This window comes from Acidovorax sp. GW821-FHT10E04 (assembly GCF_059415185.1).
This window is the reverse complement of sequence record NZ_JBWKMT010000009.1, coordinates 11909-26525: the sequence shown is the minus strand read 5'-3', so window position 1 is coordinate 26525 and position 14617 is coordinate 11909. Positions and strand designations below refer to the sequence as shown.

8 protein-coding genes are annotated in these 14617 nt (G+C 68.4%); 6 read left to right on the top strand and 2 right to left on the bottom strand.

Annotated elements, in window-relative coordinates:
* Window positions 1-3: 3 nt before the first annotated feature.
* From AC07OC_RS24270 to AC07OC_RS24245, 6 genes are all read left to right on the top strand, one after another.
* Window positions 4-3108 (top strand): efflux RND transporter permease subunit, encoded by a 3105-nt coding sequence (locus AC07OC_RS24270; protein WP_218293823.1) that lies wholly within the window; start codon window positions 4-6, stop codon window positions 3106-3108.
* A complete protein-coding gene (locus AC07OC_RS24265) occupies window positions 3105-6287 on the top strand; it encodes an efflux RND transporter permease subunit (protein WP_218341649.1) in 3183 nt (1060 codons plus the stop codon). The genes AC07OC_RS24270 and AC07OC_RS24265 overlap by 4 nt, the downstream gene beginning before the upstream one ends.
* 87 nt (window positions 6288-6374) lie before the next feature.
* A complete protein-coding gene (locus tag AC07OC_RS24260; protein WP_494602485.1) occupies window positions 6375-7817 on the top strand; it encodes an efflux transporter outer membrane subunit in 1443 nt (480 codons plus the stop codon).
* A gap of 107 nt (window positions 7818-7924) precedes the next feature.
* Window positions 7925-8749 carry an undecaprenyl-diphosphate phosphatase gene (locus AC07OC_RS24255; protein WP_218293825.1) on the top strand — a complete coding sequence of 275 codons (825 nt, stop codon included), beginning with the start codon at window positions 7925-7927 and terminating at the stop codon, window positions 8747-8749.
* A gap of 10 nt (window positions 8750-8759) precedes the next feature.
* Window positions 8760-9605, top strand: coding sequence for a MipA/OmpV family protein (locus AC07OC_RS24250; RefSeq protein ID WP_255591799.1), 846 nt, complete (start codon window positions 8760-8762; stop codon window positions 9603-9605).
* A 216-nt stretch (window positions 9606-9821) separates the two neighbouring features.
* Window positions 9822-11153 (top strand): diguanylate cyclase domain-containing protein, encoded by a 1332-nt coding sequence (locus tag AC07OC_RS24245; RefSeq protein ID WP_218293826.1) that lies wholly within the window; start codon window positions 9822-9824, stop codon window positions 11151-11153.
* Between the two features lie 52 nt (window positions 11154-11205).
* Here AC07OC_RS24245 and AC07OC_RS24240 read toward each other — a convergent pair whose 3' ends face one another.
* Together AC07OC_RS24240 and AC07OC_RS24235 are read right to left on the bottom strand one after the other, a co-directional pair.
* The gene (locus tag AC07OC_RS24240) at window positions 11206-12693 is read right to left on the bottom strand and encodes an FAD-binding oxidoreductase (protein WP_218341648.1); all 1488 of its coding nucleotides are present in this window, start codon (window positions 12691-12693) and stop codon (window positions 11206-11208) included.
* A 93-nt stretch (window positions 12694-12786) separates the two neighbouring features.
* The gene (locus AC07OC_RS24235) at window positions 12787-14577 is read right to left on the bottom strand and encodes a diguanylate cyclase (protein ID WP_218341647.1); all 1791 of its coding nucleotides are present in this window, start codon (window positions 14575-14577) and stop codon (window positions 12787-12789) included.
* Window positions 14578-14617 lie beyond the last annotated feature (40 nt).

Genomic DNA, 14617 nt, shown 5'->3' with positions numbered 1-14617 from the left:
AGCATGAGTCCTTCACGTCCCTTCATCGAAAGGCCCGTGGCCACCGCGCTCCTGATGGTGGCCATCGTGCTCGCCGGGCTGCTGGGTTTCCGCTTCCTGCCGCTGTCCGCCCTGCCCGAGGTGGACTACCCCACCATCCAGGTCCAGACGCTGTACCCGGGCGCAAGTCCCGAAGTGATGAGCCGCACCGTGAGCGCGCCGCTGGAGCGGCAGTTCGGCCAGATGCCGGGGCTGGAGCGCATGGCCTCGACCAGCGCCTCGGGCGTGTCCATCATCACCCTGCAGTTCGGCCTGGGCCTGGCGCTGGACGTGGCCGAGCAGGAGGTGCAGGCGGCCATCAACGCCGGCAACTCGCTGCTGCCCGCCGACTTGCCCGCGCCGCCGGTGTATGCCAAGGTGAACCCCGCCGATGCGCCGGTGCTCACGCTGGCCATCAGCTCGGACACGCTGCCGCTGACCGAGGTGCAGAACCTGGTCAACACCCGCCTGGCGCAGAAGATCAGCCAGGTCAGTGGCGTGGGGCTGGTGTCGCTGGCGGGCGGGCAGCGCCCCGCGGTGCGCATCCAGGCCGACAGCAAGGCGCTGGCGTCGTACGGCATTGGCCTCGATACCCTGCGCACGGCCATCACCTCGGCCAATGCCAACAGCGCCAAGGGCAGTTTCGACGGGCCGCAGCGCTCCTACACCATCAACGCCAACGACCAGCTGCTGACGGTGGACGACTACAAGAACCTCATCGTGTCCTGGCGCAACGGCGCGCCGGTGCGCATGCTGGAGGTGGCGCGCGTGGTCGACAGCGCCGAGAACAACCGCCTGGGCGCCTGGGCCAACGAGACCCCGGCCATCATCCTGAACGTGCAGCGCCAGCCGGGCGCCAACGTGATCGCCACGGTGGACAACATCAAGAAGCTGCTGCCCGAGCTGCAGGCGGGCCTGCCCGCGTCGCTCAAGGTCCAAGTGCTGTCCGACCGCACCACGGGCATCCGCGCCTCGGTGCACCATGTGGAGATGGAGCTGGTCCTGGCCGTGCTCATGGTCGTGCTGGTGATCTTCTTCTTCCTGCACAGCCTGCGGGCCACGGTCATCGCCAGCCTGGCCGTGCCCATCTCGCTCATCGGCACCTGCGGGGTAATGTACCTGCTGGGCTACAGCCTCAACAACCTGAGCCTGATGGCGCTGACCATCGCCACCGGCTTCGTGGTGGACGATGCCATCGTGATGATCGAGAACATCGCGCGCTACCTGGAGGAGGGCGAGCCGCCGTTCCAGGCCGCGCTCAAGGGCGCCACGCAGATCGGCTTCACCATCATCTCGCTGACCGTGTCGCTGATCGCGGTGCTCATCCCGCTGCTGTTCATGAGCGATGTGGTCGGCCGCCTGTTCCGCGAATTCGCGGTCACGCTCGCCATCACCATCCTCATCTCCGGCATCGTGTCGCTCACGCTGGTGCCCATGATGGCCGCGCGCTGGCTGCGTGCCGAACCCGTGGGCGGCCCCCGGGGGATGGCGGGGCGCATCAACCGGGGGTTCGAGCGGGTGATCGCGGGCTACGACCGCTGGCTGCAGTGGGTGCTGCGCCACCAGGGCGTGACCCTGGCGGTGGCGGTGCTCACGCTGGCGCTCACGGCCCTGCTGTATGTGGTGATTCCGAAGGGCCTGTTTCCCACGCAGGACACCGGCCAGCTGCAGGCGCGCATCGAGGCTTCGCAGGACGTTTCGTACGACCGCATGAGCGAACTCCAGCAGGCGGCCGTGCGCGCCATCCTGCAGGACCCGGACGTGTTGTCGCTCAGCTCTTTCGTGGGCGTGGATGCCGCCAACAACACCATGCTCAACGCCGGGCGCATGCTGATCAACCTCCAGCCCCGGCGCGACGCGCAGGAGGCGATCATGCTGCGGCTGCGCGAGCGGGTTCAGGCGGTGGCGGGGGTCACGCTGTACCTGCAGCCCACGCAGGACCTGACGATCGACGCGGAGACGGGGCCGACCGAGTACCGCGTATCCATCGGCGGCGTGGATTCCGCGCAGGTCAACGACTGGACGCGCAAGCTGGTCGAGCGGCTGCAGAGCGAACCCAAGGTGCGCAACGCCACCACCGATGCGGGCGCGCAGGGCCTGTCGGCCTATGTGGACATCGACCGCAACACGGCGTCGCGCCTGTCGGTCACGGCCAGCACCGTGGACGACACGCTGTACAGCGCGTTTGGCCAGCGCATCGTGTCCACGATCTTCACCGAGACCAACCAGTACCGGGTGATCCTGGAGGCGCAGCAGGAGCAGCTCAATACGCCCGAGGCGCTTGGCACGCTGCAGCTGCGCACCGGCTCCGGCACCCCGACCCCGCTGGCGGCCGTGGCCACCATCCGGGAACAGCTGGCTCCGCTGCAGGTGACGCGCGTGGCCCAGTACCCGGCCGCGACGCTGGGATTTGACAAGGCCGAAGGCGTGTCCCTGGGCAGCGCGGTGGACGCGATCCGCGCCGCGGCCAAGGAAATCGGTGTGCCGCCGGGGCTGTCGATGGAGTTCCTGGGGGCCGCGGGGGCCTACGAAAAGTCGCTCTCCAGCCAGCTGTGGCTGATCCTGGCGGCGATGGTGTGCGTCTACATCGTGCTGGGCGTGCTCTACGAAAGCTACATCCACCCCGTGACGATCCTCTCCACGCTGCCATCTGCCGGGGTGGGGGCGCTGCTGGCGCTCATGGTGTCGGGCAACGACCTGGGCGTGATCGGCATCATCGGGATCATCCTGCTGATCGGCATCGTCAAGAAGAACGCGATCATGATGATCGACTTCGCCATCGACGCGGAACGCCACCAGAACATGCCGCCGCAGCAGGCCATCCACCAGGCCGCGCTGCTGCGCTTTCGGCCCATTCTCATGACGACCCTGGCGGCGCTGTTCGCGGCGCTGCCGCTGATGCTGGGCTGGGGCGAGGGCGCCGAACTGCGCCGCCCGCTCGGGCTCGCGATTTTCGGGGGGCTCATCCTGAGCCAGATGCTCACGCTGTTCACCACGCCGGTGATCTACCTGGCGTTTGACCGGCTGGGCCGCCGATGGACGGGCAGGGGCACGGCGGCGGCGCCCTTGCAGGCAGGAGAGGCGCCATGAACCTGTCGCGCCCCTTTGTCGAGCGGCCGGTCGCGACCGTGCTGCTCACCATCGGCATGGCGCTGGCGGGGATCGCGGCTTTTTTCGTGCTGCCGGTCTCGCCTTTGCCGCAGGTGGACTATCCTGCCATTTCGGTATCGGCCAGCCTGGCGGGGGCCAGCCCCGAGACCATGGCCACCAGCGTGGCCACGCCGCTGGAGCGGCGGCTGGGGGTGATCGCGGGGGTCAATGAAATGACCTCGTCCAGTTCCAATGGCTCGGCGCGCGTCAGCCTGCAGTTCGACCTGAACCGCGATATCGACGCGGCGGCGCGGGAGGTGCAGGCCGCCATCAACGCCGCCCGCGCCGACCTGCCCGCCACGCTGCGCAGCAACCCCACCTACAGAAAGCGCAACTCGGCGGCGTCGCCCGTCATCATCCTCGCGCTGACGTCCAAGACCCGCACGCCGGGCGAGATCTACGATGCCGTCTCCAACGTGGTGAGCCAGCGCCTGTCGCAGGTGGAGGGTGTGGGCGAGGTGGAGATCGGTGGCGGCTCGCTGCCCGCCGTGCGGGTGGAGCTGCTGCCGTTCGCGCTCAACCGCTACGGCATCAGCACCGAGGATGTGCGCGCGGCGATCCAGGCATCGAACGCCAACCGCCCCAAGGGCGCCATCGAGGGCGATGGCCGCCGGCTGCAGATCTACACGCCGTCGCCCGCGCGCAAGGCCGCCGAGTACGAATCGCTGATCGTCGCCTGGCGCAACAACGCCGCCGTCCGGCTCGGGGATGTGGCGCGCGTGGTGGATGGCGTGGAGAACCTGCGCACCGTGGGGCTGTTCAATGGCGAGCCCGCCATCATCGTGCTGGTCACGCGCCAGCCCGGCGCCAACATCATCGAGACCGTGGATGCCGTGCGCGCCCTGCTGCCCGATCTGCAGGCGCAGCTGCCGCAGGACATCCAGGTGGCGGTGGCGTCCGACAGCACCAATTCCATCCGTTCGTCCCTGCACGAGATCGAGCTCACCCTGATGGTGTCCATCGCCCTCGTGGTGCTGGTGGTGGGCCTCTTTCTGCGCAAGGCGCGCGCCACCGTGATTCCGGCGGTCGCCACGGTGGTGTCCCTGCTGGGCACTTTCGGCGTCATGTATTTCCTGGGCTTCAGCCTGAACAACCTGAGCCTGATGGCGCTGACGGTGGCCACCGGCTTCGTGGTGGACGATGCCATCGTGGTGCTGGAAAACACCATGCGGCACATCGAGGCCGGCATGGGCCGCATGGAGGCCGCGCTGCGCGGCGCGCGCGAAGTGGGGTTCACCGTGCTCTCGATCAGCCTGTCGCTGGTGGCGGTGTTCATTCCGCTGCTGTTCATGGACGGGCAGGTGGGGCGGCTGTTCCGTGAGTTCGCGATCACGCTGTCGGCGGCGGTGATGATCTCGCTGGTGATCTCGCTCACCACCACGCCCATGATGTGCGCGTGGCTGCTGCGCGAGCATGATCCTGCCAGCGACAAGCCGCCGTCGCGCCTGGCGCGATGGGCCGAGCGCGGCTACCAGGGCGTGCTGCGCGGCTACGAGCACAGCCTGGACTGGGCGCTGGCCAGCAAGGCGCTGGTGGTTCTCATCCTGCTGGCGGTGATCGGGCTCAACGTGTACCTGTTCGCCAAGATTCCCAAGGGGTACTTCCCCGAGCAGGACAACGGACAGCTCAATGCGGGCCTGCGGGCCGACCAGAGCATCTCGTCCGACGCGCTGGCGCGCAAGCTGCGCGAGGCCGTGGAGATCATCCGCAAGGATCCAGCGGTCGATACCGTGGTGGGCTTCTCGGGGGGCAGCCGCGCGGGGGGCGGCTTCATGTTCGTGAATCTCAAGCCCCTGGCGCAGCGCACGGACAGCACGCCGGCCGTCATCGCGCGCCTGCGGCCGCAGCTCAACCAGATCACGGGGCTGCGCGTGTTCCTGAACCCGGTGCAGGACCTGCGGATGGGCGGGCGCTCCAGCAATTCCACCTACCAGTACACGCTCAAGAGCGACAACATGGCGGACCTCAAGCAATGGGCCGGCAAGCTGGCGGAGCGGCTCAAGGATGAACCGCTGCTCAAGGACGTGGACACGGACCAGGCGGAAAATGGCGTGGAGACCTATGTGGAGGTGGACCGCGCCAGTGCCTCGCGCCTGGGGGTGAGTTCATCGGCCGTCGACAACGCGCTGTACAACGCGTTCGGCCAGCGCTCCGTGGCCACGATCTATGGCGAACTCAACCAGTACGCCGTCATCATGGAGTGGGCGCCCGAATACACGCGGGGTCCGCCGGCGCTCAAGGACATCTACGTGGCGTCCAACCCGACCGGCGCCACGGGGACGGCGGCGAACCCGGGACAGCGCGGCGCGTCCACGGGGCAGGTGATCAGCACCACGCCCTCCACCATGGTGCCGCTCAGCGCCATCGCGCGCGTGGTGGAAAGGGCCTCGCCCACCTCCATCAGCCACCAGGACGGTGAACTGGCCACCACCATCTCGTTCAACATCGACCCCGGTACCACGCTGGGCCAGGCGCGCCAGGTGATCGAGCAGGCGGAGGCCGACATCGCCATGCCGACCAATGTGCGTGGCAGCTTCCAGGGCACGGCGCTGAGCGCGCAGCAATCCCAGGGGCAGCAGGCGTTCCTGATCATCACGGCCGTCGTGGTGATCTACATCGTGCTGGGCGTGCTGTATGAAAGCCTGATCCATCCGGTCACCGTGCTCACCACCCTGCCCTCGGCGGGGGTGGGGGCCGTGCTGGCCCTCCTGCTGTTCAACATGCAGTTCACCATCATCGCGCTCATCGGGGTGTTTCTTCTCATCGGGATCGTGAAGAAGAACGCCATCATGATCATCGACTTTGCCCTGGAGGCCGAGCGTGCCCGCGGCTTGACGGCGCTGGAGGCCGTGCGCGAGGCCTGTGTGCTGCGCTTTCGCCCCATCCTGATGACCACCATGGCCGCCGCGCTGGGCGCCTTGCCGCTGGCCATCGGCTTCGGCCAGGGGTCCGAGCTGCGCCAGCCCCTGGGCGTGGCGATCATCGGCGGGCTGATCGCCAGCCAGCTGCTGACCCTGCTCACCACCCCGGTGGTCTACGTGCTGCTCGACAAGCTGCGCACGCCCGCCCCCAACGAACAACACCTGAGCCGCGCCGGAGCCCCCGGCACGGCCACCTGATCGGTGCCCATGACACATTTCCATGCCCCGCTCACACCCGGCGCGCCCACGGCGCGCCGCGCCGCCCGCCACCCTGCGCCACGCCCCATGGCCCGTCCGGCCTCCCTGGCGCTGGTGGTGGCCATCGCGGCCCTGCTGTCCGCCTGCTCGGTCACGCCGCCTTACCAGCAACCCGACATGGCGGTGCCCACGTCGTTCAAGGAGGCGGGTGCCACCTGGGCCCCCGCGGCGCCTGCCGACGCGCTGGACCGTGGCCCCTGGTGGGAGCTGTTCCAGGATGCCGAGCTCAACCGCCTGGCCGAGCAGGTGCAGCTGTCCAACCAGAACATCGCCGCCGCCGTGGCGGCCTACGCGCAGGCGCAGGCCGTGGTGCGGCAACAGCGCGCGGGCCTGCTGCCGTCCGTGAGCCTCTCGGGCGGCGCCACGCGCACGGGCGGCGAGGGCGCCACGCGCTCGGGCCTGTCCACCCAGGCATCGCTGGGGGTGGACTGGGCGCCGGACCTCTGGGGACGCCTGCAAAGCGGCGTGAACAGCGCCCAGGCCAGCGCGCAGGCGAGCGAGGCGGACCTGGCCTCCGCGCGCCTGTCGGCCGTGGGCACGCTGGCCTCGGCCTACTTCCAGCTGCGCGAGGCGGATGCGGAGATCGAGCTGCTGCAGGCCACGGTGGAGGGCTATGAGCGCAGCCTGCAGATCGCCCGCAACCGTTACGGCGCGGGCGTGGTGGCCCAGACCGATGTGCTGCAGGCACAGACCCAGCTGGCCAATGCGCGCGCCGACCTGGCCACCGTGCGGCAAAACCGCGCGCGCTTCGAGCATGCGCTGGCCGTGCTGACCGGGCGCGCCCCGGCCGATTTTTCGCTGCCGCGCGCGCAGTGGGTGGCGGCGGTGCCCGAGGTTCCGCTGGGCGTGCCCTCGACGCTGCTGCAGCGCCGGCCCGACATCGCGGCGGCCGAGCGCGCGGTGGCGGCCGCCAATGCGCAGATCGGCATCCAGCGCGCGGGCTACTTTCCGAACCTGAGCCTGGGCGCGTCGGTGGGCAGCGGGGGCAGCAGCGTGGCCGACCTGTTCAAGGCGTCCACGCTGGTGTGGTCGCTCGGGCTGTCGGTGGCGCAGACGATCTTCGATGCCGGGGCCACCGCGGCCCGCGTGGAAGAAGCCCAGGCCGCGCGCGAGGGCCGCGTGGCGGTCTACCGCCAGACGGTGCTGACGGCCTTCCAGACGGCGGAAGACCAGCTCACGGTGCTGCGCACGCTGCAGGAGCAGGAGCCCCTGCGCCGCGAGGCGGTGGCCGCGGCGGAGCGCACCGCGCAGCAACTGCTCAACCGCTACCGCGAAGGGCAGGTGAGCTACACGGAGGTCGTGACGGCCCAGGTCTCGGCACTCTCTGCGCAGCGCGCGCTGCTGCAGCTGCAGGTCAACCGCCAGCTCGCGGTGGTGACGCTGGTGCAGGCGCTGGGCGGCGGGTGGCAGGCACCGTGGCAGGTGCCGCAACAGACAACTGGGCAGACGCTCCCGCAGGCACGGTCCTGAGGGGTGCCAGGTCCCGCTGCGCATATACTCCTGTTTTGATAGCTGCTAGCGCTTGTCAGATAAGCGGTAGGGGCTGATTTGACTTAAAGTTTTCTCAAGGAGCGCGCGTGGACGTTGTATTGCTGGTCAAGGCCGCCATCATGGGCGTGGTCGAAGGCCTGACCGAGTTCCTGCCCATTTCCTCCACGGGGCACCTGATCCTGGCGGGCTCGCTGCTGGGTTTCGACGACGCCAAGGCCAAGGTGTTCGACATCGCCATCCAGACGGGCGCCATCTTCGCCGTCATCCTGGTGTACTGGCAGAAGATCCGCGAGACGCTCGTGGCCCTGCCCACCGAGCGCCAGGCGCAGCGGTTCGCGCTCAACGTGCTGATCGGCTTCCTGCCGGCCGTGGTGCTGGGCCTGCTGCTTGGCAAGATGATCAAGGCGCACCTCTTCACGCCGGTCGTGGTGGCCAGCACCTTCATCGTCGGCGGCTTCATCATCCTGTGGGCCGAGCGCCGCCCGCCGTCCGCCACGCGCATCCAGACGGTGGATGAGATGACGCCGCTCGATGCGCTCAAGGTCGGCCTGGTGCAGTGCCTGGCCATGGTGCCGGGCACCAGCCGCAGCGGCGCCACCATCATCGGCGGGATGCTGCTGGGCCTGTCGCGCAAGGCGGCCACGGACTTCTCGTTCTTCCTGGCCATCCCCACGCTGATCGGTGCCGGGGTGTACAGCCTGTACAAGGAGCGCGCGCTGCTGTCGGTGGCCGACATTCCGATGTTCGCGACCGGCCTGGTGTTCTCGTTCGTCAGCGCCTGGCTCTGCGTGCGCTGGCTGCTGCGCTACATCAGCAGCCACAGCTTCGTGCCGTTTGCATACTACCGTATCGTGTTCGGCATCGTCGTCCTGGCGACCGCATGGACGGGCTGGGTGCAATGGGCGGGCTGATAATCCGCGCATGAACCGTCCTGTTCCGTTTGCCTGTCTGTGGTCCTGTGCTGCGGCGCTGGCGTGCCTGGGCGCCACGCCGCTGGCGCGCGGCGCGCAATCGCGCGCTGCCGAGGGGCCGCCCGCCCCCCAGTTCAACTATGCGCTGGGCGCCATCATGGGCTCCAGCCCCGACTATGCGGGGGGCGATGGCCGCAAGAACAGCCTGCGGCCGGCATGGGCGATCGAGTATGGGCGCTTTCGGCTCAGCACATCGCGCGGGAGCGCCTTCATGGGCCACGGGCTCGGTCCACGCGAATCGGGCGCCAGTGCTACGCTGGCGCAGGGGGACCAATTTCACCTGGGCGCGTCGCTGCGCATCGACAAGGGGCGCGATGGATCGGATGCGCCCATCCTCGTGGGGCTGCCCTCGGTGCGCTCCACCTTGCGCGCGAGGGTGAGTGCCGGGTATGCGCTGACGCCGCGGTGGTCCGTGGGCGCGGGCTTCTCGCAGGACATTCTCGGGCGCGACGGGGGCGCGCAGATGTCCGCCAGCGTCGGGTATGCATGGCCCGTCACCGCGCAGACCACGGTGACCTTCGGCGCGGGTGCCAGCTTTGGCGACCGCAGCTACCTGCGCGGCCATTTCGGCGTGCCGGCGGGCGGTGCCAGCCCCTTGCCGGCATTTGACCCCGGCGCCGGGCTGTACAGCGTGGATGCGGGCGTGGAGGTCATGTCCGCCATCAATCGCCACTGGGTCGTGCTGGGTGCCGCGCGCGTGTCGCAGCTCAAGGGCGACGCACGCCGCAGCCCGCTGACGGTGGAGCCCACGGGGTACTCCGTGACCGTGGGCCTGGCGTACCGCTGCTGCCGGTAGCGGCGTGGGCGGACCTGGCCGCCGGTGCGAAAGAACGCGGTGGGGGCGAGAGCACCCGCAGGCAGGCCGGGGACGGGTGCCCATCGAAAGTGATAAGCTGGGGTAGACACACTGTTACCTGTAGCAGGGCAATGCGAAACGCGTTCCGCCACGGCGGGGCCGGCGCGTGTTGCCTCATCTGTTGATGATCCTTTCCCCGCCGGGGGCTTTCGCCGCATGATGCAAGACGAGCCTGAGTTGCCGCCGCCCGCCTACGCCGCCCGCAAGGAGTCCTGGTCCAAAGCGGAATTGCTCGATCTGATCACCCGCAGCGCCGGGGCGACCATGGCTGTGGTGGACCGCAGCCTGACCATGATCTATGTCAACGATGAGTATGCCCGGTGGTTCGGCACCGTGCCCCACCACCTGATCGGAAAGTCCCTGGTGGAGGTGTACGGCGAGATCGATTGCGCGCGCTTCATGCCCTTTGTCGAGCGCGTGCTGCAGGGCGAGCGCGTGCAGTACCAGCGCCTGCTGCGCACGCCCTATGGCTTTGACGAATGGCGCACCATCTGCCTGACGCCCTGGCACAACCCGCACGGCGTGATCGATGGCTTCATTACCACGGCGCTCGACGTCCATGAGCTGCAGGTCACCATGAACGCGCTGCGCGCCGCCAACCAGCGGCTTTCCTCGCACATGGAAAACAGCCCGCTCGCGGTGCTGGAGATGGACCACAACCTCAAGCTCCTGCATTGTTCGCAGCGTGCCGTGCAGCTCATGGGCTGGCTGCATGTGGCGGGGCTGGAGGGGCGGCTGCTGACGGAGCTCGTGGACCTGTCGTCCCAGGACGATGGGCTCGAGCATGCCCTGCAGCGCCTGCAGTCCGGGCAGGAGTCCCAGAACCGCGCGGAGACCTGCTTCACGCGGGAGGACGGGACCGAGGTGCATTGCGAGTGGTTCAACTCCGCGTTGACCGATGCCCAGGGCCAGGTCACTTCGATCATGGCGCTGGTGCAGGACGTCTCGGCCAAGATCCAGATCGCACGCCAGCAGCACTACCTGGCCAACCATGATTCGCTCACGGGCCTTTTCAACCGGGCGGCCTTTCAGAACCGGCTGGAGCAATCCCTGAGCCAGGCGCGGCGCAATGCGGGCTCCGTGGCGCTGCTGTTCATCGACCTGGACGGCTTCAAGGGCGTGAACGATTCCGAAGGCCATCGCGCCGGCGACGAGGTGCTGCGCATCGTCGCCCAGCGCATTGCCAGCACGGTGCGTGCGGGCGACACCCTGGCGCGCCTGGGCGGCGACGAATTCCTTGTCATGCTGGACCGGGACGTGACGCGCGATGTGACCGACACCATCGGCCAGCGCATCATTGACGCGCTGCACCAGGCCATGACCGTGGAAGGGCGGGATCTGTTCGTCGGCGCCAGCATCGGTGTCGCGGTGCACCCCCCGCTGGAGGGCGACATCGATGCCCTGATGAACCGGGCGGACCAGGCGATGTATTCCGCCAAGCGCGCGGGCAAGGGCCGGCTGCACTACGCGGACGCCGTCTGCCCTTGAGAGCCTGCCGGATCGGGGGCCCTGGCCCCGGCGCCGGGGCCGCGCGGCTTGCTCAGCCGTTGGGCAGCCGGATGCTCTGCTGGAAGTGGAAGAAGTTCGAGGGGTCGTACCGCGCCTTGACCTGCTGAAGGCGCGGATAGGCCGGGCCCCAGTAGGCCGTGGGGAAGTCCTGCAGGCTCGCGTCCGGGTAGTTCTGGTACACATGCCCGTTCAGGAACGGCTTGACCAGGTTCATGAAGCCATCGAGCCAGGCTTCCATCTGGGTGCGCTCCTGAGCATTGGTCCAGAACACGTCCACCACCAGGTCTGCATCGACATGGCGGTGGATGAAGGCGCTGTCGGCCACCGGGTAGCGGTTGATGGCGCCGCCATAGGGCTCCAGGTATGCGAGCGACCAGGGATTGGGGGAGGTCTGGAAGTAGTCGATGATGCGCTGCCAGTCCGAGCGCGACAAAGGCGCGCTGATGTAGCCGCTGGCCTTGGTCTCCGCCACGCCGTCGGGCAGGTTGTCCGGCAAGGTGTAGGGATGGTCCTCGAGCCAGATGTTCATCTCGGGGTAGGTGCCCGTCTTGTCGACCAGCAGCTGCGCGCTCGGGATCGCCATCAGCCGTGCGATGGCCTGCATGCCCGCCTCGCGCGTGCCGCAGAACATGCCTTGCGCCATATAGACCGGCACACCGTTCTGGTAGCCCAGATTCATCATGTAGCCCAGCGCATCGGGGGCCCCGGTTTTCATGTAGTGGGCCTGCATTGTCGTGAGCACGTCCGCCGCGTGCGCCGCATCCCAGCTGATGGCCCAGGCCCACACCTGGTCCAGCCTCAGCATGCGGTAGGTGACCTGCAGCAGCACCCCGAAGTTGCCGCCCGTGCCGCCCCGCAGTGCCCAGTAGAGATCGGGGTTCTCCTGCGCGCTGGCGGTGACGATGGTGCCGTCGGCCAGCGCCACCCGCAACGACTCCACGAGGTCGCTCTGGATGCCGAAGGCGCGCGACGTATAGCCGTAGCCGCCCCCCTGCACGAACCCGCCCACGCAGACGCTGCCGCATGCCCCGGTGGGCACGTGCCAGCCGGTGTGGTTCAGGGCGCCGTTGAAATGATCGAAATCCGTACCCGGCAGCACGTAGACGCGTTCCCGGGCGGGATCGAGCACCACGCCCTGCAGTTCGCTCAGGTCCACCACCATGCCGCTGTTGACGGAATAGCCCGCCGTGCTGTGACCGCCGCAACGCACGGCCACCCAGACCTGATAGGTGCGCGCGACGGAAAGGCATTCGAGCACATCGTTCTCGCACGCGCAGTACACGATGATCTCGGGATAGGCCTGAAACGCGGGATTGGACTCCTGGCGGGCCGCGTTGTAGTCGGGGCTCGATGGCAGCACGATGCGGCCCACCAGCCTGGCCTCCAGCGCAGCGACCGCGTCCCAGGTGAGTGTCGCGCCGGGCGCGTTCTGGGCGGTGGCCTGCCGGGCGGCAAGCGACCGGAAGTGCGCGATGCGGGCGTCTTTGGCAACGCGGGCGGGACTTTTGCGATGGGCCATGGCGAACAATCCTTCGTGAAAACGCGAAGTCCCGTGTTTAACTGAAGCCAGGCTGTTTGACCAGTTCGGAATGGCCCGTGTTGCCGGCGGTGCTCAGGCGGAGGACAGTGCGAGGTCGCCGGTATTGCGCCGAAGGCAGAATTTGCCGCCCTGCTTGCCGCTGTACATGGCCGCATCCGCCAGCTTCAGAAGACCGATGGCATCGTTGCTGTCGTCCGGGGCAATGGCATAGCCGATGGTCAGGCCCACTTCCACCCGCACGTTGCCCAGCGAGAAGGGCGAGCGGAATGCGTCCAGTAGCTTGTGCCCCAGCTCCTGCGCCTGTTGTTCGCTGCCCAGGTGGCCCGTCATCACGACGAACTCATCACCCCCCAGGCGGGCCACCACGTCGCTCTGGCGCACGTGGCCCTGCAGGCGCCGGGTCACCGCGACGAGCAATTCGTCGCCCACGTCGTGGCCGTGCTGGTCGTTCACGGGCTTGAACCCATCCAGGTCCATCACGTACACGGCCAGCAGCTTGTCGGGCCCGCAGCGCGCCAGTGCGGATGCCAGCGCGATGTTCAGGCCGCGCCGGTTGGGCAGGCCGGTCAAGGGGTCCGTGTGCGCGAGGGAGCGCATGGCGTCGCGCTCGCGGTTGGCGTCCAGCGCCTCCAGGCGCAGTGCCTTGGTGCGCAGGCCCAGCACGCGCATGAAGAGCAGCATGTCCAGCGTCGCGCCGAACTCGAAGGAGTGCAGGGTCCAGAAGTTCACCGGCACCCAGCCACGGATCACGCCGATCACCGTGGCCGTGGCCGCGAAGTAGACCAGCCACGCCAGCAGCAGGCTGCTGCCCACGGGGTCGCCCTGGCGCGCGCGGCGCACGGCGCCCGGGATGCCCATGAGCGCGGGAACCAGGCCGAGGATACTCACGATGGCGGCAACGGCCGGCGTGCTCAGGATGTCCAGCGCATGGATGAAAGCCAGCAGCACGCACAGCAGGGCGCCACCGCGCATCGTGCGCAGCAGGAGGCTCTTGGGGCGGTGCCCCACGAGGGCCTGGCTGATGAAGAGAAACGATCCGCAGGTGGCCATCAGCGCGGACAGGCCCGCCGCGTGGACTTCGAACCAGAGGCTGTCCTGCCAGAGGTACTGCGTGCCCAGGCCGAAGAGATGCAGTGAGAACAGCAGGCTGCCCGTGAGCAGCAGCGCGTACTGGATGAACAGCACGTCCCGCAGATTGATCCATTGCGCCAGGCTGTAAACCAGCAGGCACAGTGCCAGGCCCGTCAGGATGCCCTGCAGCATCTGCTCGTTCATCGCGGCGCTGTGCCATGCGGTGGGTTTGTTCAGCGTGACCGGCAGCACCATGGCGCCCCGGGTTTCCACGCGCAGCAGCAGGTCGTAGTCGTGCCCGGGCTGCATGGCGAGGGCCAGGGCGTGGGTGCGGCTGCGCAGAGGTCTTTGTGAAAAAGGCTGCAGGCTGCCCAGCGTGGCCTGCTGGCTGACATGGCCGTCTGTGGTGAGATAGACCTCGACGCGGTTGAGAACCGGGTAGTCGATGTCGGCGATCCAGATGCCGTCGGAGGTGGGCGATACCGTCAGCGGGATGCGGATCCACATGGCGTCGGACCGCACGCCCAGTGTTCCGCTGGTTCCGGGCGGCGCGGAGAAATCCGGGGCGCGGGCCATCGCATCCTGCACCGACTGCAGCCGGGTGGGATCGGCCAGCACCGTGACCGCTGGCCAGACGTTGACCGAAGGCACGTCGTCGCGCAGAAGCAGCCGGTCCGTGGCGGCCTGGCAGCCCTCGCCCGCGTGCACGAGCAGCAGCAGGCATCCCAGCACCCATTGCCAGGCCGGGGCCGGCAGCCATTGCCACGGGAGCAGGGAAGGGACTGGGCGCATGGTGCTCGTCAATGCGCTGTGAGTATAGGAAGGCCCGCAA

What these genes read in the sequence shown, in the direction of transcription:
- AC07OC_RS24270 (WP_218293823.1), top strand. Translation starts at nt 4, where the DNA reads ATGAGTCCTTCACGTCCCTTCATCGAAAGGCCCGTGGCCACCGCGCTC.
- AC07OC_RS24265 (WP_218341649.1), top strand. Translation starts at nt 3,105, where the DNA reads ATGAACCTGTCGCGCCCCTTTGTCGAGCGGCCGGTCGCGACCGTGCTG.
- AC07OC_RS24260 (WP_494602485.1), top strand. Translation starts at nt 6,375, where the DNA reads ATGGCCCGTCCGGCCTCCCTGGCGCTGGTGGTGGCCATCGCGGCCCTG.
- AC07OC_RS24250 (WP_255591799.1), top strand. Translation starts at nt 8,760, where the DNA reads ATGAACCGTCCTGTTCCGTTTGCCTGTCTGTGGTCCTGTGCTGCGGCG.
- AC07OC_RS24245 (WP_218293826.1), top strand. Translation starts at nt 9,822, where the DNA reads ATGATGCAAGACGAGCCTGAGTTGCCGCCGCCCGCCTACGCCGCCCGC.
- AC07OC_RS24240 (WP_218341648.1), bottom strand. Translation starts at nt 12,693, where the DNA reads ATGGCCCATCGCAAAAGTCCCGCCCGCGTTGCCAAAGACGCCCGCATC.
- AC07OC_RS24235 (WP_218341647.1), bottom strand. Translation starts at nt 14,577, where the DNA reads ATGCGCCCAGTCCCTTCCCTGCTCCCGTGGCAATGGCTGCCGGCCCCG.